Consider the following 24,554-nt stretch of genomic DNA (forward strand, 5'->3'; position numbering starts at 1 on the left):
CGATAATGACAAGGAGTTAAGCCCGATAATGACATTAAATTATAAAACTCGAAATTAAGGGTATTATGAAATTATTTCATTTGCTGCCCAGCGCATTTTCTGGTCGTTCGGAAACTTTTACGAGTTGCCCAGCGCATTTCCTGCTCGTTCGAAAACTTTTATGAGCCGCCCAACGCATTTTTGACACGTTCGAAAACTTTTACGGCCTGCCCAACGCTTTTTTGGCTCATGCGGAAATTTTTATGAGCTGCCCAGCGCATTTTCTGGTCGTTCGAAAACTTTTATGAGCTGCCCAACATGTTTTTTGCTCGTGCGGAAAAACTTATGAACCGTCCAACGCATTTTTGGCTCATGCGGAAACTTTTACGGGCCGCCCAATGTTTTTTTTGCTTATGAAATTATTGCATTGGGGTTGCGTTAGGGCATGGAAGCCCGAAGTTCTGGAGCGGAACAAAGTGCAGCGGAAGAATGAGCGTTAGCGAAGGCTGGAACGCCCGGCCCGAACGGCTGTTGAGCTTGCCGAAACAGAGTGAGGGAAACGCCCGTGGAATTTCCCTTGGCTTCTGGCAAAACTGCGCGGCTTATAACGATGTCTGACTAATTTTTGCAGGGGATAAGAGGCAAGGGGAAAATATATCCAGTATGTTGGGCAAATATAGTAACTATATTTTTACCTGTTGTAAAAGCAGCCGGCTGATTGTCATGTTGTGTCTAATAAGCTTTGAATGTCATTGCCGTGCCACGACACAGCGTTTTTTGTCATTCCTGCGCCCCGAAACAGGAATCTGTCCGCACAGCAAAGTCGTTTATCAATCTCTAAGCAACTGTCATTGCCCGGCTTGACCGGGCAATCTGCTTTTAAGGAGATTATCGGATCAAGTCCGATAATGACAAAAAGGCAAGTCCCGACAATAATGACAAGGGGCAAGCCAGATAATGATACTAAAATCTAAAACTCAAAATTAAACCTAAAACACAAATAAAAAACCCGGCTTGGGCAAGTTTCCAAAAACGGAACTTTTGCCTTTTGCCGGGCTGGATTTTAGTGTGACTAAAATTACTTCTTAATATTTAGTATTCAACTGAAATATATGTGAATCTAACACCTCTATCTGTTCCTGTAGTTAATACGAAATCTCCTGATTCAGTCGCAGTGTAAGTCTTAGCTTCGTAACTTGTTCCAATTATGCTTTCATTTGCAGAAACTCCAGCTCCAGAAATTACATAGGTGCTTGTGTTTGAACCTGATGTTGAACCTGGCTTTATTGTGATTTTAGCTCCTGCAACAACTGCAAATGTCATAGTTCCCTTTACTTCAAGAACAACTTTTGATTTGTCATTCCCACGAGTAACAGCTCCTGAAAGATTGATTCCATCATAAACTCCATTCTCAAGAGTTCCTTTTAATTCAAGCTTGCTTAATGCGGCATAAAGCTCAGAAGTTGAACTTGCATCTGTCAAGTCTATAGTAAAACTTTCACCGCTCGGTGCTGCTGTAACTTCTACTATAACTGTAGCTTCTGTTGGTGCGGCTGCTGCTTTTTTTAGAGTATACTCAAAAGGTTCTCCGTCTGAATTATCTGTAAATTTTAATGTGTTTTCGTCAACAATAGTTCCTGTAAGTGTGCTTGTTTCGCCTTCAGAAGTTGAAGTCATTGTAATATTTTTACCGTTTACGGTGTATGTAAATGAGGTAATGTCAGTATCTGAATAAGCAACTGTTGTTGTACCACCGTTAGCCTTAATAAGTGCTTCTACAGCATTTTGTATATCAGCTATATAAGTAGTGCCGCTTGTCGAATCCTTAACATATGCGTATGAAATATTTTGTAAAGTAAGTTTTACACCGCTGTGTTCTTCAACAGCTTCTTCAAGAACCCAGTAAGTATTTTCAAATCCTGTTGTTGTTCCTGTCTCGCCACCGGTTTCTCCACCAGTTTCACCTCCGGTTTCGCTTCCGCCAGTTTCGCCACCAGTTTCACCTCCGGTTTCGCTTCCGCCAGTTTCGCCACCGCTAGTTGCAGCCGCTTTTACAGTTACTTCAACTGTCGCATTTTTTCCGCCAGCGCTTGCTGTGATTGTGGCAGTTCCTGCCGCTACGCCTGTAACTTTACCTGTTGAATCAACTGTTGCAACTGTAGTGTCAGAAGAATTCCATGTAACAGTCTTGTCTGTTGCGTTTTCCGGCGAAACAGTCGCTTCAAGAGTAATTGTTTTTCCGGCTTCTACTTCTTTTACTGTCGATGTGATTTTTACTTCTGTAACAGCAACAGTTTCCTCGCCGCTGTCGTCATCGCTAGAGCAGCCAATAAAATTTGTCATTGCAAGCAGCGCGGCAAATGCAGCGACAATTCTCAACATTTTTTTCATATTTTCTCCTCCAAAAAAAAACATTTTGTTAATAGTTATAATAACACCGTTTTATTTAAAAATGGGGGGGGTATTTGTACAATACTGACTTTTTTAAGCAAGATTGCCGTGTCAAGCACGGCAATGACAGTAAATTTACAAAACTCGAAATTGAACCTATTATTCTTTTAGATATGTTGTAAGAGGCTAAAAATGTTTAAAACCCTTAAATTAAAGCAGTTTTTGCGTTCCAGTATTATCCGTCTTGCCGCGACTTTTTTGTCTTTTGGAGTGCAGTTTTTCTGGCTGTGGACTGTGAGCCGCTGGCTTAAGTCGTATTCTGTATGGATTAGCCTTGCTTCGGATTTTTTGGTTGCGGCTCTTGTTATCCACATCTACAACAAGCAAAATTACAGCGTTTCTCTTAAAGTTCCGTGGCTTATTTTGATTCTGGTCTTGCCGATTGTTGGAATTACGCTTTATTTTTTGAGCGAAAACAACCATCAGTCCAAAAGAGTTAAAAATAATACGTCAAAAATCAAGGCGGAAAGCGTCCGGCACATAAAAAGCGACTCAAATGTTCTTAAAACGCTCGAAAATTTGGACAAGCGGGTTGCAAATCAGTTTAAATATCTGTCTCTCGTTGAAAAATTCCCGGCTTTTTTTAACACGGGCGCTAAATTTTATGGAAACACGGTCGAGTGTCTTGACTGCCAGCTTAAAGATTTGGCGACAGCACAGAAATTTATTTTTCTTGAGTATCATGCAATCGAAGAGGCAAAAGCGTTTGACAGGATGCTGCCGGTTTTAAAGGAAAGGCTTGCGGCCGGGGTCGAAATCCGCATTTTGTACGACGATGTTGGAAGCATTGGCTACATAAACAGAAAATTTATTAAAAGAATGAACGCGATTGGCATTGAGTGCAGGGACTTTAACCCTCTTTCGCCTCTTTTTTCGCTTTTTATGAACAACCGCGACCACCGGAAAATTATGGTTATTGACGGAAAAATCGGTTTTACAGGCGGCTACAACCTTGCCGATGAGTATTTTAATTATTCGCATCCGTACGGACAATGGAAAGACAGCGGCTTGAGGATTGAAGGAAAGGCCGTAAACACTTTTACAGAGCTTTTTTTGGAAATGTGGAACAGCCAGGAAAAAGGCACGCTTGAAGATGTTTCAAAATATTTTATAGAAGAAACGGACGAAACTGAGCCTTTGCCTGCAAAAACGGACGGTTTTATTCAGCCTTATGCAGATATGCCTCTCGATTATTTGTACGTCGGCGAAAATGTCTATCTAAATCTCATAAAATGGGCAAAAGATTCTGTCTGGATTACAACGCCCTATTTGATTCTTGGCGACGAGATGAAGCGCGAGCTTATTCTGGCGTCTTTGCGCGGCGTTGATATAAGAATTGTAACGCCCGGAATTCCTGACAAAAAACTTGTTTACAAGATTACGCGCTCTTTTTACGGCGAGCTTATCGACAGCGGAATAAAAATTTACGAATATACGCCGGGTTTTATCCACTCAAAGCAAATGATTGCCGACGGAAAGCTTGCAACTGTCGGAACTGTGAATATGGATTTTAGAAGTTTTCATCACAATTTTGAAAACGGAGTTTTAATGTACAACACAAGCGCGATTTCCGACATTCAAAAAGACTTTGAGTCTCTTTTTAAAATCTCAGCCAATGTTACGGAAAAATATCACAACAAAAAGCACCATTCGATGAGTTTTACGGACAGGGTTTTGCGGCTTTTTAGCACTTTGCTTTAGTTTCTGTGCTAAAATGTGAATATGAAAAAAATTACGATTGTTACAGGCGCAAGTTCTGGAATGGGAGCAGAATTTGCACGCCAGCTTTTTAACGAATATGAATTTGCAAGCGACAAAAAAAATGCCGCCCAAAACCGCGAAATTTGGCTCATTGCCCGCTCAAGCGAAAAACTTTTGCAAACAGCGGAAAAAACTTTGAGCTCAAAAAGCCCAGATTCTCCTGCAAAAACAAAAATCAGGACTTTTCCGATCGATTTAACCGGAGCTCCGGGCGTTTATAAATTTGACGGGCTTTTAAAATCCGAAGCCGCCAATGAAAATTTTGAAGTTGAATGTCTTATAAACAATGCTGGCTTTGGAACTTACGGGCCTTTTGACGAGACTTCTTCCGAAAAAGAGCTTGCGATGATTGAACTGAACTGCACCGCGCTGACGGGAATTTGCGGCTACGTCCTTAAATATTTAAATTCCGGCTCGCAAATAATAAATGTTTCGTCGCTTGCAGCCTTTATGCCGCTTGGAAATTTTGCAGTCTATGCGGCTACAAAAGCCTACGTTCTTTCTTTTACGGTGGGTCTGGCGGCAGAACTCGAACCAAAAGGAATAAAAGTTTGCGCTCTTTGTCCAGGCAGCGTAAGCACAAATTTTGCAAATGTGGCTTCCAACGGCAAGCGCAAGGAAGTTTTGCATGGAAGAGATCCTGTAAAAGTTGTGCGCCACTGTCTTAAAAAAGCAAAAAAAGGCAAAAAAATAATTTTGACTTTTCCAAAATGGAAATTTCTTTCGTTTGCAAGCCGCTTTGTCGGAAAATTTACTGTCGCAAAACTTACATATAAATTTGCAAAACGGCCGCATTAGCACAACGCAATATCATTGCCGTGCCAGGCACCGCAAAAAAAAGCAGTTTCCGCAAAAAACTCGCTAGAAACTGCTTTAGATTTTAGCAATACACTAAACGTCCTTATTTGTTAACTCTGTCTTTAAGAGCTTTTCCCGCCTTAAATTTTGGACACTTTGAAGCCGCAATTTTGATTGTTTCGCCTGTTTTTGGGTTGCGGCCTTCTCTTGCAGCTCTTTCACCAATATCGAAAGTTCCAAAACCAATAAGCTGTACGCTGTCGCCTTTTTCCAATGATTTTGCTACATTTTCTGTAAAAGCCTTGACAACTGCGTCTACATCTTTTTTTGTAAGTTTTGTGTCTGCTGCAATAGCATCAATAAGTTCTGCTTTATTCATTGCTTTCCTCCAATTTTGAATAAGAATTTAAGTATATATGTAAATTCCAATATCGTACAGACTTTTCATTGTATATTATAGGCTTAATTTCGAGTTTTAAATTTTAGTGTCATTATCGGGCTTGACCCGATAATCCGTTGAAAAGATTCCGTGTCAAGCACGGCAATGACAGCCTTGTTAGCATAGGGATAACTGTTTAGTAGCTGTTTTTATTAAAACTCGAAATTCGACCTTATAAACAAAACCTAGCCCGGATCGTCACGGAAAGACCGGACGAAGCGCAGCGAAGGAGGACTTGCAGTAAGAGCCGGATAAGAGCGAAAAATGCGCTCCATCAAAAACTAAAAACGTGCATCGTGCATCTTGCTTATTTTTCCAAAAAGTTTTATTTTTTTTGTGTACTAGTTACAAGGTGGCAAAAATGGCACTTACAGTAAACACTCTCCTTAATTTTTCGGAAACTCCTTTTAAACTAAAGCTTGTCGCCGGGCGCGAAGGCCTTAAGCAGACTGTCAGCTGGATTTATTACACGGAAGATCCTTCTTTTAGCGAATTTATCCGCGGCGGAGAACTTGCAATCACAACAGGGCTTTTGCTCAAACGAAAATCCGAAAACGAGGGAATAAATGAGTCTGAAAATTTGTGTTCATTTTTAAGAGATTTTATTGAAAAATTTTCCGGTCATAATGCTTCTGGTTTAATCGTCAATACTGGAAAATATATTTTTGAAATTCCTCAGGAGATTAAAACTTATTGCGACCAAATCAATTTTCCGCTTTTTACAATGCCGTGGGAAATTCATACGGTAGACTTAATGCAGGAAATCGGAAATATGATTTCTGCCGACAGCCAAAACAGCCATAATGTTGAAAAATTTTTCTATCGCGCAATTTTTGAAACTCAGAAATTTGACCCAAAGCAAATCGAAAACACGGTTTTTCATGACGCAAAAAGTTTTTCGGTTGCGCTCTTGGAATTAAAAGAAGATTTTTTTAATAACGATATTGAGCAGGCAAAGCGGTATGTTCAATTTTCGCTAAATCCAAAAATCAATTTTTCGCAAAACGACTACTGCTGTTTTATTCACAACAGAAAAGTAATCTACATTATTAAAAATGACAATTCTTTTTTTACAGAAGAGCTTTTCCGCATAACACGAAATGATAAATTTTTTTGCAATTCCAAACTTTCGCTTTCAGAATACTGCTCTTCTGCAGAAGAACTTCAAGAAGCTTTTGTCCACGCGGAAATTACAATGAATCTTTCGAAAAATGCAGAAAAGCTCGAAAAGTACGACAATCTCGGAATTTATAAAATTCTGCTTGAAGTAAAAAACAAAAAGGTTCTCGAACAACTTTATAAAACTGTCCTCGGAAACCTAGACCAGCTCGAAAATGCAAAGCGCGAAGACTACTTAAAAACTCTCAAGCTTTACTTAAAACTCGGCGGAAACATTCACAGTGTTTCTGAACAAAACAATACTCACCGAAACACCGTTTTATACCGGATTCAGCGTCTGCAAGAAATTCTGAATGTTGACCTTTCTGACGGCGACACTCGCTGTCTTTTGCAAATTGCAATTTACATTAAAGAGCTTCTAAAAAAGTAAAAAAACGTCGCTACCCTCTTTATTAACATTCGCAAAAAAAAAAATTATAATGCCGTTATGAAAATACACATTTTAGAAATGCCTCTAGATTTTGGCGCAAGCCGCCACGGTTCAGACATGGGGCCGTCTGCAATCCGTCTTGCAGGAATAAAACAGCGGCTGGAAAACCTCGGCCACTCTACTTTTGAACACACAGATATTTTTCATGCAAAACCGCAGGAATATCAAAATATCGGAAATCCTAAAGCAAAATACTTAAAACCAATCGTAAATGCCTGCACAAAACTTGCTGAACTTGTCGAAGAAATTTCCGGCAAAAACGAATTTCCACTCGTTCTCGGAGGCGACCATTCAATTGCGCTCGGTTCAATCGCAGGAATCAGCGCAACAGCAAAAAAACAAAATAAATCTTTCGGCGTGCTTTATGTTGACGCGCACGGAGATTTTAACGATACGAACACAACGCCAAGCGGAAATATTCACGGCGAATGTCTTGCCGCTTCAGCAGGAATCGGCCTTTCTGAACTTACAAACCTTTATTTTGAAGGGCAGAAAATCGATCCAAAAAACATCTGTTTTGTCGGTTGCCGCGACCTTGATTCTGGCGAAAAAATTTTAATGAAAGAAGCCGGCGTTACGGTTTTTACAATGAGCGACATCGACAGGCACGGATTTCCGGCAATTGTCCAGAAAGTAAAAGAATTTTTTCAAAAAATCGACATAATCCACGTAAGTTTTGACATGGACGTTCTCGACCCAATGTATGCGCCAGGAACAGGAATTCCGCTTCCAGGAGGTCTTACAAACCGCGAGGCTCTCCTTTTAATGGAAGAAATGGCTGGCACAAAAAAAGTAAAATCCGCCGAAATTGTCGAAGTAAACCCGATTCTCGACGTCCGAAACCAAACCGCAATTCTGGCGGCAAGCTTGGCTTCAAGACTTTTGGGCGAAACCCTTTATTAAAATTCTGAACCGCATTCCCCGTCTTATCCGGCTGCGTCCTGCACATCCGGGGTAAGTTTTCTGGTCAAACTCAATGTAACAGTTTTGTTATCCAGCCTGAATGTAGAATTTTAATCGTTTGTAACAGTTATGTTATCTTCTCAAGTTTAATGCAAAACCTAGGTTATAAACTAATTCTTGCTGCTTTTATTTTATATGTAACAATCTTGTTATCAAAAAATGTAACAGTTTGGTTATACTCATCCACAACAGCCTGTGGAAATCTCTTTTTTTATGTAACAGTTACGTTATCATTGTGGATAAGTTTTATTTTCTTTATATTATAGAAGAAACTTACAGTTCAAATTTTCTATGTAACAGTCATGTTATCCGAATGTAACAATTTAGTTATTTCTACTATTATATCTAATAATAATCTAATAATATATTTAAACTAATAATAGAAAAGCAAATTCTGTGGATTTCCTAAAAATAGATAACAACTCTGTTACACAAAATTTTATAACCAAACTGTTACAATCCTCCTAAATCAGAAGAAATAAGGGCATATCTTACATCATCTGCAAGAACAGGTGTAGGACTCTTAAACAAGGTAATTCCTGCTCCAGTTTTATCAATATCAACTTTTAATTCTGGATAATACTCTTTTTTTATCTCTCTTATTTGATCAATTATCCGGGAATAATTTACATTCGCAATTTTTGGATCAGAATCTTCTGCAACAGGCATAAACTGTTCAACAAGTTTATCTCTTGGTATAAAGACAGGTTTTTCTGCCATAAGTCCGTTATTTCTGTAAACAAGCCAGGCATAAATGTCTTTTCCAACCGGACTTGTAATATCTTTATAAACAGTATAGTTAATCGGAACTGCATGTGTCTGACAAAAAGCGGCAAAATTTGCAGAAAGAATAATTTTAAATTTTCCAACACGCTGACTTTTTGAAGACGGATCTATAATTTCTTGAAACTGAACGCCATCTGTAAAAAGAATTGTTCCTGTTGTCGTTGTTTTTACTTCGACCGGACCTTTTGGAATTTTTTCTCCAGGTTCATATAATTCTTTAAATAAACTTGCCTGAAGCTGAATTTCTTCTTTTTTCTCAAACGAAAATGTTGCTCTTGTAAAGCACGAGAGCTGCTCAAGAATGTCTTTTCCCCTTTGACGAGGAAGCTGCATTTCATTTAAAAGTTGCGACAAGGAATCAAATTCAACGATTACAGGCACATTTTTTTCTTTAGAAAGAACTGCATGCGTTGTAAAAACAGAAAGAATTAGCCGTCCATACTTTCCAAACGGAACGTTTGTTGGAGAATTCAATATCAAAGAAATTCCATTGCTTGCTTTTCGTATAAACTCTGTTTTATTTATATTCTTAAAAGGCAAAGAAGCTGTCGTAAAAAAACTCGGAATATAACTTAAAACATTTTTTGTCTTTTGAGTTTCCAGTTGATTAAGGGATTCGAACAGTTCGTCCGCCGAATTATCAATTGGAATAAGGCTGTTTTCCCGGTTTATTTTTTTTCCCATTTTGATTTTTTTCCATCCGTTTTTTAGTTGCCGGTACTTGAAATTCCGCCTTTTGAAATTATGATTCTTCCGGCAGCAACTTCTTTTGAAAGATATTCAAAAGAAGACTCGATGTATTGAGTTATTGAAACTCCGCAGTTTGTGCAGAATTTTTTTATTTCTTCGCGGCGGCCTTCCGAAAGCCTTATGTTCATTACGTCGGCATATTTTCCTTTTTTAGGCTCAGCGGAAGTCTTGGAAACTGATGTTGCGGCAAGTTTTTCCGCAGGTTCTTCAGTTTTTTCTGTTTTTGTGAGGTTTGTTTTTATTTGATTTAAAAATTCTTGAGGTATTTTTTTTGTTGCGATCGGCATTTTTGTTCCTCCAATAAAAGTTTTGCCCTACACTGTTATTTTATCAAATCTGCAAGTTTTTTTAGAGCGTCGAGAGTTTCTTTTTTTCCTCCGCGCTGCTGAATTGTCTGTCTTTCAATTGTGGCATATTTAAAATCCTGATCGACAGGAACATAAACGACATTAAAATCTCCGGCGTTTAAACCTTCAGAAATAATATCTGTAAGCTTTATGCTTCTGTTGATTTCGTTAAGGACTATTGTTTCAAATTTGGGATTTTGGACGCGACGGCGTTTTTTATAACTGTCCAGGTTATCTTTGAAAATTTGAAGCCCGTCCTGAGAATATGCGTCTGCTTTTATAACAACAATAACTTCGTCAGACGCTGTCATAATGTCTTCTTCAAAGGCGTCGAATGCTGGAGATGTGTCAAAAATACAGTACTCAAAGCCGAGTTTTTCAACTTCATCGCAAAGGTCTACAAAGATATAAGGTTCTTTTTGAGCTTCGCTTGAGCGGTATGTTTTTAGTGAGCGGCTTCCTTTTCTGTCGATTGAATTTGTCGGAATTACAAAAAGATTTTCGACTGTTGTTGCTGATATGACCTGATCAATTGTAACATCGCCGTAAAGAGCCTCTGCAAGGTCGTGGCCAAAAGATTCCAGCAATGTTCCTGTGGAGTTTCCTTGAGGGTCCGCGTCTATAAGAAGAACTTTTTTTCCTTGCAAGGCAAGTTCCGCTGCCAACGAAAGACTAATTGTTGTTTTGCCTACTCCACCCTTTTGTATGGCAACTGCTATGCTTTTCATTTTTTTGCCTGTCTCCAAATTTTATGAATTTTTATATTTTTTAATATCTAATCATATTTTTTAGAAAAAAGCAAATAAAAAATCTAATAAATATTAGGTTTCTAAAATAAAAACTTAGAAAGATTAGATAAAAACTAATATAAAAGATTGATAAAAATATAATAAAAAATCTAATATAGTTTATAAAAAAGATTAGAAAGATTAGAAAATATCTAAACAGAAAAAAGACGTGCGAGGATTGTCGTAGAAGCGTTTGTTTTTTGTTTTTGAGTAATTTGTCGTTTGAAGGAATTTGAAGCGTTTTTGAGGGCTTTTTAAGTTTTGAGGTTAAAAAAAGAAAAGATAAAAAAATTATTCACTGGCAGATAACCAAACTGTTACATTTAAAACTGAAAAACTTTATGTAACAGTTTGGTTATTTATGAGAGTTTTTTGTTTTAAAGCGGTAGGGATTGGAGCAGCGCGGAGCGTTAGCGGATTTTCCGCGGAAAATCCGCTAACGCTGGCGAGAGCCGAAACTGCGCAAAGCCCGGCGGCAACTTGTTGCCGAACCGCCCGTATAAAAAGGCGAAATTTGTTCAGAATTAAAAAACGCCGGCGAAAAGTAAAAAAATCTCGTAAATTCAAATTTGGTAAAAAACGAAATTCTTGAATTTTATGAAAAAATTGAAGAGGGTAGGGCGGAATTTCAAGAATTGAGCTTGAAAAGGAAATTGCCGAGGCGACCCGGCAGATTGGAAGCATAAAAAATCGACCGGCAAAGTTGATTCTGCTGTTCACAAGAAAATTATTCTGGCGAGCAAGATAACCGTTCTGTTACAAATATGAGCGGCGGATTGAGAGAATTGACCGGTTCTGGAATTACAAGGCAAAAAATGTGATTTAGTTGCTTTTGTTTCCCAAAAAAACGGCAATGGGTTTTAGATAGGAAATGTTTTCGCAGACAATTTTTATTATAACCATTAAAGGAACTGCAAGAATCATTCCCAAAATTCCCCAGAGCCAGCCGGCAAGAGAGAGCGAAACAAGAATAACAAACGGCGAAATGCCGAGGTTGTCGCCTTCAATTTTTGGTTCAATTACGTTTCCAAGAATCATATTTACGGCAATAACCCAAATTCCGATTATAATTGGAGCAACCGGAGATGGATAAAACTGTATGATTGAAAAAAGTATTGTGATTGCGCAGGAAGCTATTGAGCCAAAAGTTGGAATAAAATTTAAGCAAAATGCCAAAAATGCCCAGACTAGAGGGAAGTCCATTCTTGTAAGTGCGCATGCGATAAAAATGAAAATTCCAGTAAAAAGCGAAATTACGAATTTAATCGAGATGTAATGAGTTGTGTCTTTTATGATATTGTGCACGATTTTTATAACGCGCAGGTTGTGTTCGTTTGTAAATGCGAGCCGAACCTTGTGCTTGGTCTTTTTGAATTCTGCAAGCAGAAAAATTGACAGCAAGACTACCAAAAAAAGAGTTTTCATAAAAACTACGACAGAACCAGTAAAGTCAATCGCAAGAGATTTTAAATATTCAAGAATATTGAACTGATTGTTTAAATTTGCAAAAAGAGAGGCTTCTTCATCAAAATTTAAAAGCGTAAAAAATTTAGAATTTGGATGGGCTTCGATTGCGAGGCGGATTGAATCTTGAATTGCATTGAAACGTTCTTGGTAGCGTGGAATTGCAAGAACAATTGCCTTAAAACTTGCCGTAAGAATGTTTACGACAAGAAAAAAAGCGATAAAAAACGCAAGGTAGACAATTACTGTCGAAAGCCACCATGGAAGTTTTATAAAAAGGCAGAGGCGCTTTATAAGAGGGTAAAAAACAAGGGACAGCAGAACTGCAAGTACGACAGGCTTAAAAACATCAGCCATTACTTTAAAAAGCATTCCGCACAGAATTGTTAAAAAGAATAAAAGGATGAAAAAAATTCCTTTTAAAAATTTATTGGTTTGATTTTCCATTTGTTTTTTCCTTTAGGGTAGTTTAGTAGAGTCGTTGCCTAAATTCAATTGGTTGTTGTAAAGCGCAACGTTAATTTTAAGATTTAAGGCGAAGGTTGAGTTTAAAAAAAACAGCTTGCAAACCTGGCAAGGTTTGCATTTTTCTATGATTGATAAAACTCAAAGTTTGAAGTATAAAGTTTAGAATAATTATGAATGAAGAAGACAAATTTTTATTAAAGACGTTGAAAAAAATATATTCGCAGATTTTGAATGAGCGGACGGATATTTTGCGTTCTGACGGAGAAAATGCACGGATTGCAGCGGAATATGACGATTCAATTGAGCGATTAAAAAGGCTTTTGCCTAAAATTCACGAAGTTTTAGATATTTACAGGCTTGAAGAAGAGGATTTTGTTTTTATTATCGAAACTTTAGAAATGTACTGCGAAAGTTTTATAATTGACGGACGAACTCAAGATTCAAAAGAACGCGATGAAAAAGAATTTGAAGAATTGCAAGATTTTCTGGATCAGTTTTATGATGACGAGTCTGACGAAGATGAAGAATCTGATGAAAAATTTGGGGATGAAGAATAGTTTTGTTTATGAAAAACCAGTTTGAAAGAATTTGCCTTACTTTTGGCAAAGACAGAATGGAAAAAATTTTTGCTTCAAGAGTGATTGTTTTTGGAATTGGCGGAGTTGGAAGTTACGTTGTTGAAGCTCTTGTCCGTTCTGGAATTGGCGCAATTGATATTGTTGATGATGATACTGTTTGCCTGTCAAATATAAATCGTCAGCTTTTTGCGCTTCATTCGACGCTTGGAAAAAACAAGGTCGATGTTGCTGAAGAGCGGATTTATGACATAAATCCAGACTGCAAGGTTACAAAGCACAAAGTTTTTTTTATGCCGGAAACTGCCGGCCAGTTTGATTTTTCTGTTTATGATTATGTCGTTGATTGTATTGATACTGTAACTGGAAAACTTGCGATTATTGAAAAGGCAAAAGAAGCCGGAGTGCCGGTTATAAGCAGCATGGGAGCCGGAAACAAGGTTAATCCTTCTTTGCTGGAAGTTGCTGATATTTCGAGGACGAGCGTTTGTCCGCTTGCCAGAGTTATGCGCAATGAACTTAAAAAACGCGGAATTAAACGGTTAAAATGCGTTTTTTCGACAGAAAAAGCAATTCCTCCGAAAGAAGATGAATTTAATTCTGATGAAATTGAAGAAAAAAATTGCATGCATTTAAAAAAACAGACACCTGGCAGCAATGCTTTTGTTCCGTCTGTTGCAGGCCTTATGATTGCAGCGGAAGTTATAAGGGATTTGACTGATTTTTTTGTGACGAATCTTTTTAAGAACGGAAAATAATTTTTTTAAGGAAAATTTACGCCTGATTGGAGCAGCGCGCAAGCGTTGCAAAGAAAACTGTGATTAAAAATCACGGTTTTCTTTGCAATGGAGCGAAAAGCGGAACTGCGCAAAGCAGGTTAGACCGCAGAATTTCGTCCAAATTTAAAAGCCTTTTTTAGAAAACTGTAACAACTTCGCCGTTTGGGTATTTTTTGTTGATATATTCTTTTACTTTTTCGCTTTCGATTGCCTTGATGAGGGCTTTGATTGCAGGCTTGTTTTCGTTGCCGGCTTTTACTGCGATTACGTTTACATAAGGTGAAGATGAGCCTTCAACAAAAAGTCCGTCCTTTTTTGCAGAAAGTCCTGCTGGAAGAGCGTAGTTTCCGTTGATTACAGCGGCGTCAACGTCGTCGAGCACACGTGGGAGCGAAGCGGCTTCGATTTCTTTGAATTTAAGCTTGAGAGGATTCTTTTTAATGTCAAGTGGCGTTGCTTCGATACCTGCGCCTTCTTTCAAAGTGATAAGTCCTGCTTCCTGAAGGAGCAAAAGCGCGCGAGCTTCGTTTGTAGGATCGTTTGGAATTGCTACTGAAGCTTTCTTTTTGAGGTCTGAGAGCGACTTGATTTTGTGAGAATAAATTGCAAATGGCTCAACGTGAATTCCTGCCGCGTTTACAAGGTGATAGCCTCTTTCTTTGTTAAACGATTCAAGGTATGGAATATGCTGAAAGTAGTTTGCGTCAATGTCGCCAGATTCTACTGCATCGTTTGGTGTTACATAATCTGTAAATTCGATTACCTGAAGGTCGATTCCCTGCGCCTTGAGATCATCTTTTACAAGGTTGAGGATTTCTGCGTGTGGCTCTGGAGTTGCTCCAACTTTGAGAACTGTCTGTGCGTTTACTGCAACTGCTGCGAGTAAAGCCGATGTGATTGCCAGGATTTTTTTCATATCTTACATCTCCTTTGTCGATATTTTGATTGCCGATAGATATACTAGGTAATAATTTTTATGTCAAGCGTCAAAAAAATTATTTCTAACCAGCATTTATAAGAAAATGTAGCAAACTTTTTGAGCTGCGACAACTGTTAGCAGAGTTGCTGCAAGTTTTGCAATTTAATGCCATTATCGGGCTTGACCCGATAATATACTGAAAATTTCCAACAGATTCCTGGCTGAGTTTGCTGCGTAAACATGCATGATTGGCAGTTTACAAAAATTTACAGGCCTATCGACAAAAAATTATTTTTTTATTAAAGTGGAAACATCTTTTTTTGGAGGTGCATGAAAAATGGCAGTTTATTTTGAAAAACTTGTACGCCAGAATTTCCGCAACGGTGTCATGTGCCTTTCTTCTCGTGCCCTTTAATTTTTAACAGATTAAATTTCCTGCTTTTTAAATTTTTCCGGGCAAATTCTCTTTTTTTTATTTATTCTTTTTTTGACAACAGGCTTATTGTTTTTTTAGCCGTGCTGTCTTTTGTTGCGGAGTTTTTATGGAATTTTCAAATTATTGTTTTGATACGCTTTGTGTTCAGGGTAATCCAGAGGCAAAATCTGTGGATTTGTCGGGAGCGATTTCTGTTCCGCTTGTCCAGTCGGCGACATTTGCTCATCCGGGACTTGGAAAATCGACAGGTTATGATTATTCAAGGCTTTCTAATCCGACGCGGAAATTTTTGGAAGAAACGGTTGCTGCTCTCGACGGAGCAAAATTCGGTTTTGCGTTTAGTTGCGGAATGGCGGCAGAAACTGCTTTTTTTAGCATGCTCGAAACAAAAAGCCACATTATAAGTTCGGACGACATTTATGGCGGTTCTCTCAGGCTTTTTAACACAATTGTAAAAAAACAGGGAATAGAAACAACTTTTGTAGACACTTCCAGCCTTGAACAGATTGAAAGAGCATTTCGTCCAGACACAAAAATCGTCTTTATCGAAACTCCCGGAAACCCGCTCATGACGGTTACAGACATTCAAAAAACCGCAGAACTTGCTCATTCGCACGGAGCGCTTCTTGTTGTCGACAATACTTTTTTGACTGCTTATTATCAAAAACCGCTTGCACTTGGCGCTGACGTTGTAATTCAGTCGGGGACAAAATTTCTTGCAGGACACAATGATGTTCTCGCCGGTTTTGTAACGACAAATAACGAAAAAATTGCCGAAGATATGGCTTTTATAACAAAAACTACAGGTTCAATGCTTGCACCTTTTGACAGCTGGCTTACAATCCGCGGAATAAAAACTCTGACGGTCAGATTGGAAAAACAAAGCGAAAATGCCGCAAAACTGGCTCAATACTTAAAAACTGAAAAACTTGTAAAAAAAGTTCTGTACATTGGATTGCCGGAAACTCCAGGACACGAAATCCACAAATCGCAGGCGAGCGGTTTTGGAAGCATGATTTCGATTTATTTGGACAGCAGTAAAACGGTCGAACGATTTTTGCGCAAAATCCGAATTTTCCGGTATGCGGAAAGCTTGGGCGGAGTGGAAAGCCTTGCAACTTATCCGCTCACTCAAACCCATTCGGAAATTCCGGAAGAAAAACGCAAGCAAAAAGGCATAACCGACACTTTGATCCGGCTTTCTGTCGGAATCGAAAATTTTGAAGACTTAAAAAATGATATAAAGCAGGCTTTGGAAGATTAAAAGCCGGGCGCCCCGGCACAAAGTGCCGGCCGGGCTTTGCAGGGTTCTGGCTTTCGCCTGCATTGCTCCGCTTCGTTCCGCAACGGCTTTGCCGCCCTTCCAATCCCTGGCGCATTTTTAAAAACTAAAAATAAACTTATTTATTGGAGAAAAAAAATGACTTTTGATTTTGATAAAATTACAGACCGCTCTAATACAATGGCAATAAAATACGATTTGGCAGAAGCCCGCAATAAACCTATTGACGCGCTCAGTCTTTGGGTCGCTGATATGGACTGGCCGACAGCTCCATGTGTTACAGATGCGCTAAAAAAGCGCTGCAATCACGGAATTTTTGGCTACAGCTGGCCAGATTCTCGCTATTACGATGCGTTAAAAAAATGGTACAAAAACCGGCACAATTTTGAAATCAAAACAGAATGGGTTGTTAATACTCCTGGAGTTGTTTTTGCAATTTGCATGGCAATACGCGCATTTACTTCTGAAGGCGATTCTGTTCTTATTCAGAGGCCGGTTTATTATCCTTTTTCTAAAGCAATTAGCAATCAAAAAAGAAAACTAGTGAACAATCCATTGGTTTTAAAAAACGGACATTACGAAATTGATTTTGAAGATTTTGAAAATAAAATTGTTTCTGAAAAAGTAAAGCTTTTTATACTGTGTTCGCCTCACAATCCTGGCGGAAGGGTCTGGAAAAAAGAAGAGCTTTTAAAATTGAGCCAAATATGCTTAAAACACAATGTTTTGGTTATAAGCGATGAAATTCACTGCGATATAACTTTTGAAGGTCATAAACACACAGTTTTTGCGCTGCTTTCTGAAGAAGCCGCTCAAAATTCAATTATCTGCAATTCTCCGAGCAAAACTTTTAATTTGGCAGGACTTCAGTTTTCAAACATTGTAATTCCGAACGAAAAATTGCGGAATTCTTTTATAAAAGAAATTGAATGCACCGGCTACGACGAGCCGCCTATTATGGGCATTGAGGCCGCAACTGCCGCTTATTCTGAAGGCGATGAATGGTTTGAGCAGGTTCGTTCGTATATCTGGCAGAATATTTTGTTTGCAGAAAAATACATTTCGGAAAATTGCCCGAAAATCAAGGTTTGCAAGCCGGAAGGCACTTATCTTTTGTGGCTTGATTTTTCGGATTTTGAATTAACGGACTCTCAGATTGAAAACAAAATTCTCAATAAGGCAAAAGTCTGGCTTGACCGTGGAACAATGTTTGGAATTGAAGGAGAGAAGTTTCAGAGAATAAATTGCGCCACTCCAAGAAAAATTCTCGAAGAGGCGCTTAAAGCAATTTGCAGCGAGTTTAAAAATAATTGAACGGAGGATTGAATTTTTAATTAAATTACGTAGTCGAAACCGTTAAATTCGCGGTTTTTTTCGGCAATTTGTTCGAGGGTAATGCTGTCAACGTATTGATTTACTGCTTCGTCAAAACCTTGCCAAAAAGCATCGTTTCCGACGGAAGAAACTGTATTTCCTTCAGAAACACCTTTTGGGCTTAAATTGCCTTCCATTGCCCGCAAAATTTCTCCAGCTGTGTATTGGTCTGGAGATTTTGCAAGTTTGTAACCGCCGTTATTTCCGCGTAAACCGACAACAAGTCCGGTTTTGCTGAGCTGCATTAAAATTTGTTCGGCATATTTTATGCTTAGGTTGTGGCGGTGGCTTAAAATTTTAAGAGCTACGTATTTTGAAGGGTCTTGTTCTGCAAGGTCGGTCATAAGCAAAAGCGCGTATTGACCCTTTGTTGAAATTTTTAACATAGAAGTATCTCCAGGAAAAATTTTTCTAAAAAGGGGATTTTTTAGAAGTGTTATAAAAGTAACCTATAGAATTGGTAGTATTATAGCATTTTTTTTGATTTTTCCAAAGCGATATTTATAGAAAAAAAAGAAATTTTGCGTGCAACCACGCTGCGAGATTTTGTTAACGCAAAACTCGATTATAGACGTGTTCGCTAAAGCGAACGCCTTGTCCTTGCGGACAAGGGATTGGAGTACCGCCGGAGGCGTTCCGGAGTGCAACGCAGGAATGGAGCGCGAAGACGCGGAAGTACGGAAAGCCCGGTTTTTGCGAAAGCAAAAATGGCCCAAAAAATTTAAATATGGAGGTTTTTGTGGCAATTATTGAATTAAAAAACATAACCAAAACTTTTGAGCAGGACGGAAAAATTTTTGACGCGGTTAAAGATGCTTCTGTTTCGGTTGAAAAAGGCGAGATTTATGGAATTATCGGTTTTAGCGGGGCAGGGAAGTCGACTTTGGTGCGGACGATTAACCTTCTTGGAAGACCGACTTCTGGACAAGTGATTGTAAAAGGCAAGGATTTTCTTTCGCTTTCGGAAAAAGAACTGAGGCAGGAACGAAAAAAAATTGGAATGATTTTTCAGCATTTTAATTTGATGAAAAGCCGCAATGTTTTTGAAAATGTCGCTTTTCCGTTAAAACATTCTGGACTTTCTAAGGAGGAGATTTCGCAAAAAGTTCATTCGCTTTTGGAGCTTGTAGAAATTAACGACAAGGATAAAAATTTTCCGTCGCAGCTTTCCGGCGGCCAAAAACAGCGTGTTGCGATTGCCCGCGCTCTTGCCAATGATCCGGACATTTTGCTTTGCGACGAAGCGACGAGCGCGCTTGATCCGACGACGACAAAGGCGATTTTAAAACTTCTAAAAAAATTGAATAAAAAACTTGGGCTTACGATTGTGATTATTACGCACCAGATGGAAGTTATAAAAGAGATTTGCGACAAAGTTGCGGTTATGGAACGCGGAAAAATTGTTGAGAAGGGAGATGTGTTCAATATTTTTGCAAATCCACAGAACGAAGTTACAAAACGCTTTATTAAGGCGACTTCGAGCTTAACAAAAATCGAGGAATTGATTGAAGAAGACAGCCCTGTTGTTCATCTGGAAAAAGGCGAATATCTTGTACGTTTTTCGTATATTCAAAAAAACGTGAGCGAGCCTTTAATCAGCGCAACTTCGCGGATTTACGATGTGACGATGAATATTATTTTTGCAGAAATCGAAATTGTTCAGAATGCGCCGATCGGTGGAACAATTGCAATTATTAGCGGAAAAAAAGAAGCGATTGAACGCGCTCTTGAACATATCCGCGAAGAAAATGTTGGTGTGGAGGTTTTAAAAAATGCTTGAGTTTTTGACAAAAATTCTTCCGAACTTGATGGCGAACAAGCGTTATGTGAATTTTGGAATTTCGATTGTTCAAACTTTGCAGATGACGCTCTGGTCTGGCACGATAAGTTTTGTTTTGGGGCTTGTCTTTGGAATTACTCTTGTTGTTACCAAAAAAGGAGCGATTCTCGAAAATAAAATTGTTTATCAGATTTTGGATAAACTGATAAATTTTTTCCGCTCGATTCCGTTCATTATTTTGCTTACGGGAGTTATGCCGTTGAGCCGGCTTATTATGGGAACTTCGATCGATGTTCGCGGTGCGATTGTGCCTTTGGTTTTTGGAACTGTGCCGTTTTTTAGCCGGCAGATTGAAACCGCTCTTGCGGAAGTTGATTCTGGTCTTGTCGAAGCGGCCGTGAGCATGGGATTGAGTCCGTGGGATATTGTTCTTAGGGTTTACCTAAAAGAAAGCATTGGCCCGATTGTCCGCGGAACTATGATTACGACGGTAAGTTTAATTGGATTGACGGCAATGGCAGGGGCAGTTGGAGCTGGCGGTCTTGGAAATTTTGCGATTCAGTACGGACACGATATGAATATGCAGGACATAACCTGGCTTACAATTATTTTGCTTGTCATTGTTGTAAATCTTATTCAATGGGCAGGCACAAATTTTATAAAAAAACACACGCATTAAAAAAAATTGCTTAAAAAAACAAAAAAATAAAAAACTATTGAATAAAAAAACTAAAAGTAGTATAAACAAAAATATAGTTTACCTAGTGATTTGCTAGGGAATAAAAACAAAAGGCTGATTTCAAAAATACGGTCTTTTAAGGGAGATTCTTATGAAAAAAAACATTGCAATTTTGGCAAGTGCGCTTGCACTTATTTCGGTTTTTTTTACTTCTTGCGGTGAAAAAAAATCAAACACAGTAAAGCTTGGCGTTGTCGGGGCAATGTACGAAGAAATTTGGAAACCTGCAAAAGAAGCGCTCAAGGCAGAAGGAATTGACCTTCAGATTGTGCTTTTTACAGATTACAGCACACCAAATACAGCGCTTGCAAACAACGACATTGACCTTAACGCTTTCCAGCACAGAATTTTTTTGGAAGCAGATTCGGCTTCCCGCGGATACAATTTAAAAATTATCGGAAACACATTCATTATTCCGCTCAACCTTTATTCAACAAAAGTAAAATCTGTAGCAGAGCTTAAAGAAGGCGCAGTTGTTGCAATTCCGGACGATGTTACAAACGGCGGGCGCGCGCTCAAAGTTTTGCAGGCGGCAGGACTGGTAACTCTCAACGAAAATGCCGGTTTTAATCCGAGAATCAACGACGTTCTTACAAGCAAAGTTCAAATTAAAGAACTCAAGGCAAACACAATTCCTTCGGCGTTGCCAGACGTAGACGCGGCGATTATCAACGGAAACTATGCTCTGAGCTTTGGAATAAAAACAGAAAGCGCAATTTTTGCCGACACAAGTCTTACAGAAAAAAATTACTGGAACTTGATTGCCGCAAATGCCGAAAGTCTCAAAGATTCAGCAAAGGTGGAGCTTTTCCGCAAAGTCGTAGCAGCCTTTCAAACAGCCGAAACCGAAAAAATCTTTAACGAAAATTACGGCGGATATTTTATCAAGGTAGGCTGGGACGAAGACGAGCTTTCTGCCCGCCTCTCAGAATAAAAAATCAGGCTCAAACCTCCGGACTTTTTGTTTGGAGGTTTTTGCAATTAAAAAAAAGGAGGGGAGGGGAAAGTCTTCCCCTGCGCGTCCACTTTGTTGGCCGCTACCCCTTCTAGCGGGGACACCCCCGCAACGCCCCGATTTTATCCGTTTAAAAAGGAAATGTATTTATATGGAAGAAGTTAAACAACTTTCAAAAATTATAAAAGACGAAAGCCGGATTATTTACGGTGAAAAAATTGAAAAAAAATTTCTTTCGGATACTTTGGGCCGCAAACAGGGAAGTGCATCAGCTCTTGTTTTTGTAAAGTCAACGCAGGAAGTGAGCGAAGTTTTAAAATTTGCCCACAAAAATAAAATTCCTGTAACTCCGCGTGGAGCAGGAACAAATCTTGTAGGTTCGACAGTTCCGTTTGAAAATGCAATTATAATCGATTTTTCACAGATGAACAGAATTCTCGAAATCGACAGGGAAAATTTTACAGCGACTGTTGAACCGGGCGTTATTTTGCAGGATTTTCAAAAATATGTAGAAAGCCTTGGACTTTTTTATCCGCCAGATCCCGGCGAAAAAATGGCATCAATCGGTGGAAACATAGCGACAAATGCCGGCGGAATGCGTGCTGTAAAATATGGCGTCACAAGAAATTATGTAATGGGACTGGAACTTGTTCTTGCGGACGGAACAGTAATTCAAACAGGCTCAAAAAACCGCAAAGATACAACTGGCCTTGATATAAAAGACCTTGTGATTGGTTCTGAAGGAACACTTGCCGTCATAACAAAATGTCTTTTAAAACTCGTTGGCAAACCTGAAAGTTCTGCGAGCCTATTAATTTCGTACGACAGTCTTAAGGCTGGAATTGAATCTGTTCCGCTGATTTTAAAGGCAAATATAAATCCGACCGCAGTTGAATTTATAGAACGAAAAGTTGTCGAAATGGGCGAAAGTTTTTTAAATAGCGTAAGTCCTGCCGAAAAAAACATTCATTATCCTGATACTGATTGCAAAGCCTATCTTTTGATTACATTTGACGGAAGCAGGGCAGAAATTGACGCTGCGATTTTAAAATTAAAAGAAATTGTAAAAAATATAAGCCGCGGTTTTTTTGTTCTGAACGACACAGAACAAAGCGCAAATATTTGGCGTGTGCGCGGTTGTCTTGTAAAATCTGTGGAAGCGGTGAGCGAGCAGGAACCTTTGGACATTGTTGTGCCGATTAGCCAGGTTGATAAATTTGTAAAGTATGTAAACAGGCTCGAAGCTGAAACTGGCATGCAAATGATAAGTTTTGGACACGCCGGCGACGGAAATGTTCATTTGTGTGTGGTTCGTGGCAGCCGAAGCGAAGAAGCCTGGCAAAAAGAATTGCACGAAAACCTTAAAAAACTGTATGAGCAGACGCACAGTCTTGGAGGCTTGATTTCTGGTGAACACGGACTTGGTGTGAGCAAGCGTGAATTTTTCTTTGGACAAACTCCACAGAAAAATGTAGCATTGATGAACGCTATAAAACAGGCATTTGATCCGGAAAAAATATTAAACAGAAAAATTAGCTATGTAAAATAGGATTTTCTGGTACAAAGAGAGCGGCTTTTGTTTTTACGGACAAGGGATTGGAAGGGCGGCAAAGCCGTTGCGGAACGAAGTGGAGCAATGCAGGCGAAAGCCAGAACCCTGCAAAGCCCGGTTTTTGTCAGCCAGCTTTGTTGGCTGACAAAAATGGCCCGGAATATTAAAAATAATTAGATGGAAGGCAAAAATGAAATCTTTATCTGTTAGAACTGCAAATTTTACTGATTCGGTTATACGCAGAATGACGCGCATTTCGTTAAAATACGATGCTGTAAATTTAAGCCAGGGATTTCCGGATTTTGAACCGCCAAAGCCGATTTTGGACAGGCTTGCGCAGGTTGCCTACGAAAATTTTCATCAGTATTCGTTAACGTGGGGAGCGCAGAATTTTCGCGAAGCGTTGGCGGCAAAACAGTCAAAATTGATGGGAATTCCTGTCGACCCGAATTCCGAAATTGTGACGACCTGCGGCGGAACAGAAGCGATGATGGCTGCAATGATGACGATTTGCAATCCTGGCGACAAAGTTGCGATTTTTTCGCCATTTTATGAAAATTACGGAGCGGACACAATTCTTTCGGGCGCAGAACCGGTTTATATTCCTCTTGTTCCGCCAAAGTACAATTTTGATCCGGAAAAGCTCGAAGACGCATTCAGGGCTGGAGCAAAAGCGCTGATTTTGTGCAATCCTTCAAATCCGTGCGGAAAAGTTTTTACTCTTGAGGAAATGACGGTGATTGCCGACCTTGCAAAAAAATACGATGCCTATGTTGTAACCGATGAAGTTTATGAGCATATCATTTACGCACCAAACAAAATGGTTTATATGGCGGCGCTTCCGGGTATGAAAGAACGGACAATTGTCTGCGGCTCGCTTTCCAAAACTTATTCGCTTACAGGCTGGCGGCTTGGCTATACAATTGCTCCTCCAGAAATTACAGACCGGATAAAAAAGGTTCATGATTTTTTGACAGTAGGAGCGGCCGCGCCTTTGCAGGAAGCAATAGTTACCGGTTTAAAATTCGGGCAGAAATATTACGACGAATTGACGGCAAAATATACTCACAAACGCGACATAATGTGTAAAGGGCTGGATTCAATCGGACTTAGGCACAATGTTCCGGAAGGCGCTTATTACATAATGATTGATTTTAAGGATTATATGAAAAAACTCAACGTAACGAGCGATCTTGAGTTTGCAGAAATTCTTTGCCGGGATGTTGGAGTTGGAATGGTTCCGGGTTCTAGTTTTTTTAAGGAAAATGTAAACGACTATCTGCGGATCCATTTTGCAAAAAAAGACGAAACTTTGAACGCAGCCCTCGATCGGCTTTCAGAAATCAATCAAAAGTTAAAATAAAACTTGGCAGAAAAATAAAACGCTTTAAGAATTCTTAAAGCGCAAAAACTCTGCCTAATTAGCCAGAACTTCGAGTTTTATAGTTTAATGTCATTAAGAGATTCCCTTGTCAGGCAAGAGAATGACATAAAGCGGACTGTCATTATCGGGCTTGCCATTTGTCGTTACCAGATTTGTTTTTCTGTCATTATCGGGCT

General features: G+C 39.1%; 21 protein-coding genes. 13 read left to right on the top strand and 8 right to left on the bottom strand.

The genetic code is table 11. From position 1 onward, the window contains the following. Positions 1-1,071: 1,071 nt before the first annotated feature. Positions 1,072-2,370 carry an Ig-like domain-containing protein gene (locus tag B3Y13_RS08400; protein ID WP_296666689.1) on the bottom strand — a complete coding sequence of 433 codons (1,299 nt, stop codon included), beginning with the start codon at positions 2,368-2,370 and terminating at the stop codon, positions 1,072-1,074. A gap of 192 nt (positions 2,371-2,562) precedes the next feature. Here B3Y13_RS08400 and cls point away from each other — a divergent pair, with 192 nt between their 5' ends. Then, positions 2,563-4,131 carry a cardiolipin synthase gene (gene cls / locus B3Y13_RS08405; protein WP_296693936.1) on the top strand — a complete coding sequence of 523 codons (1,569 nt, stop codon included), beginning with the start codon at positions 2,563-2,565 and terminating at the stop codon, positions 4,129-4,131. Between the two features lie 21 nt (positions 4,132-4,152). Next, a complete protein-coding gene (locus B3Y13_RS08410) occupies positions 4,153-4,989 on the top strand; it encodes an SDR family NAD(P)-dependent oxidoreductase (RefSeq protein ID WP_296693938.1) in 837 nt (278 codons plus the stop codon). Between the two features lie 103 nt (positions 4,990-5,092). Here the strand turns inward: B3Y13_RS08410 and B3Y13_RS08415 are convergent, their stop codons facing one another. Continuing rightward, positions 5,093-5,368, bottom strand: a complete 276-nt coding sequence (locus B3Y13_RS08415) for an HU family DNA-binding protein (protein ID WP_296024862.1) — start codon at positions 5,366-5,368, stop codon at positions 5,093-5,095. Positions 5,369-5,789: 421 nt separating this feature from the next. Here B3Y13_RS08415 and B3Y13_RS08420 point away from each other — a divergent pair, with 421 nt between their 5' ends. Together B3Y13_RS08420 and rocF are read left to right on the top strand one after the other, a co-directional pair. Next, positions 5,790-6,977: a PucR family transcriptional regulator gene (locus B3Y13_RS08420; protein ID WP_296666681.1), complete on the top strand. Its 1,188-nt coding sequence runs from the start codon at positions 5,790-5,792 to the stop codon at positions 6,975-6,977. Positions 6,978-7,034: 57 nt separating this feature from the next. Then, complete coding sequence (gene rocF, locus B3Y13_RS08425) at positions 7,035-7,940, top strand: arginase (protein WP_296666679.1); 906 nt, start codon at positions 7,035-7,037, stop codon at positions 7,938-7,940. A gap of 513 nt (positions 7,941-8,453) precedes the next feature. Here the strand turns inward: rocF and B3Y13_RS08430 are convergent. The 4 genes from B3Y13_RS08430 to B3Y13_RS08445 form a co-directional block, all read right to left on the bottom strand. Beyond that, complete coding sequence (locus B3Y13_RS08430) at positions 8,454-9,470, bottom strand: replication protein RepA (protein WP_296666676.1); 1,017 nt, start codon at positions 9,468-9,470, stop codon at positions 8,454-8,456. A gap of 23 nt (positions 9,471-9,493) precedes the next feature. Next, positions 9,494-9,823 (bottom strand): hypothetical protein, encoded by a 330-nt coding sequence (locus B3Y13_RS08435; RefSeq protein WP_296666674.1) that lies wholly within the window; start codon positions 9,821-9,823, stop codon positions 9,494-9,496. A 35-nt stretch (positions 9,824-9,858) separates the two neighbouring features. Further along, complete coding sequence (locus B3Y13_RS08440; protein ID WP_296693941.1) at positions 9,859-10,611, bottom strand: ParA family protein; 753 nt, start codon at positions 10,609-10,611, stop codon at positions 9,859-9,861. 882 nt (positions 10,612-11,493) lie between these two features. Further along, positions 11,494-12,582 carry an AI-2E family transporter gene (locus tag B3Y13_RS08445; protein ID WP_296024877.1) on the bottom strand — a complete coding sequence of 363 codons (1,089 nt, stop codon included), beginning with the start codon at positions 12,580-12,582 and terminating at the stop codon, positions 11,494-11,496. Positions 12,583-12,773: 191 nt separating this feature from the next. Between B3Y13_RS08445 and B3Y13_RS08450 the strand changes: the two genes are divergently transcribed. Next, positions 12,774-13,160, top strand: coding sequence for a hypothetical protein (locus B3Y13_RS08450; protein ID WP_296024880.1), 387 nt, complete (start codon positions 12,774-12,776; stop codon positions 13,158-13,160). Positions 13,161-13,168: 8 nt separating this feature from the next. Then, a complete protein-coding gene (locus B3Y13_RS08455; protein ID WP_296666734.1) occupies positions 13,169-13,936 on the top strand; it encodes a tRNA threonylcarbamoyladenosine dehydratase in 768 nt (255 codons plus the stop codon). 157 nt (positions 13,937-14,093) lie between these two features. On the opposite strand, the gene B3Y13_RS08460 is transcribed toward B3Y13_RS08455, so the two are convergent. Further along, positions 14,094-14,873: a MetQ/NlpA family ABC transporter substrate-binding protein gene (locus B3Y13_RS08460; protein ID WP_296024886.1), complete on the bottom strand. Its 780-nt coding sequence runs from the start codon at positions 14,871-14,873 to the stop codon at positions 14,094-14,096. Between the two features lie 545 nt (positions 14,874-15,418). Here B3Y13_RS08460 and B3Y13_RS08465 point away from each other — a divergent pair. Together B3Y13_RS08465 and B3Y13_RS08470 are read left to right on the top strand one after the other, a co-directional pair. Further along, the gene (locus tag B3Y13_RS08465; protein WP_296666732.1) at positions 15,419-16,576 is read left to right on the top strand and encodes a trans-sulfuration enzyme family protein; all 1,158 of its coding nucleotides are present in this window, start codon (positions 15,419-15,421) and stop codon (positions 16,574-16,576) included. Positions 16,577-16,732: 156 nt separating this feature from the next. After that, positions 16,733-17,908 (top strand): MalY/PatB family protein, encoded by a 1,176-nt coding sequence (locus tag B3Y13_RS08470; protein ID WP_296024891.1) that lies wholly within the window; start codon positions 16,733-16,735, stop codon positions 17,906-17,908. A 20-nt stretch (positions 17,909-17,928) separates the two neighbouring features. On the opposite strand, the gene B3Y13_RS08475 is transcribed toward B3Y13_RS08470, so the two are convergent. Next, positions 17,929-18,354, bottom strand: coding sequence for an RrF2 family transcriptional regulator (locus B3Y13_RS08475; RefSeq protein ID WP_296024893.1), 426 nt, complete (start codon positions 18,352-18,354; stop codon positions 17,929-17,931). Between the two features lie 353 nt (positions 18,355-18,707). Between B3Y13_RS08475 and B3Y13_RS08480 the strand changes: the two genes are divergently transcribed. From B3Y13_RS08480 to B3Y13_RS08500, 5 genes are all read left to right on the top strand, one after another. Then, positions 18,708-19,748, top strand: coding sequence for a methionine ABC transporter ATP-binding protein (locus B3Y13_RS08480; RefSeq protein WP_296693943.1), 1,041 nt, complete (start codon positions 18,708-18,710; stop codon positions 19,746-19,748). Further along, complete coding sequence (locus B3Y13_RS08485; RefSeq protein WP_296693945.1) at positions 19,741-20,427, top strand: methionine ABC transporter permease; 687 nt, start codon at positions 19,741-19,743, stop codon at positions 20,425-20,427. The genes B3Y13_RS08480 and B3Y13_RS08485 overlap by 8 nt, the downstream gene beginning before the upstream one ends. A 151-nt stretch (positions 20,428-20,578) precedes the next feature. Further along, a complete protein-coding gene (locus B3Y13_RS08490) occupies positions 20,579-21,421 on the top strand; it encodes a MetQ/NlpA family ABC transporter substrate-binding protein (protein ID WP_296024901.1) in 843 nt (280 codons plus the stop codon). Between the two features lie 172 nt (positions 21,422-21,593). After that, positions 21,594-22,991: an FAD-binding oxidoreductase gene (locus B3Y13_RS08495; protein WP_296693948.1), complete on the top strand. Its 1,398-nt coding sequence runs from the start codon at positions 21,594-21,596 to the stop codon at positions 22,989-22,991. A gap of 193 nt (positions 22,992-23,184) precedes the next feature. Then, positions 23,185-24,357, top strand: coding sequence for a pyridoxal phosphate-dependent aminotransferase (locus tag B3Y13_RS08500; protein ID WP_296024906.1), 1,173 nt, complete (start codon positions 23,185-23,187; stop codon positions 24,355-24,357). Positions 24,358-24,554 lie beyond the last annotated feature (197 nt).

The organism is Treponema sp. UBA7567, from assembly GCF_002476655.1.
In the GTDB taxonomy this organism is placed as follows: domain Bacteria; phylum Spirochaetota; class Spirochaetia; order Treponematales; family Treponemataceae; genus Treponema_D.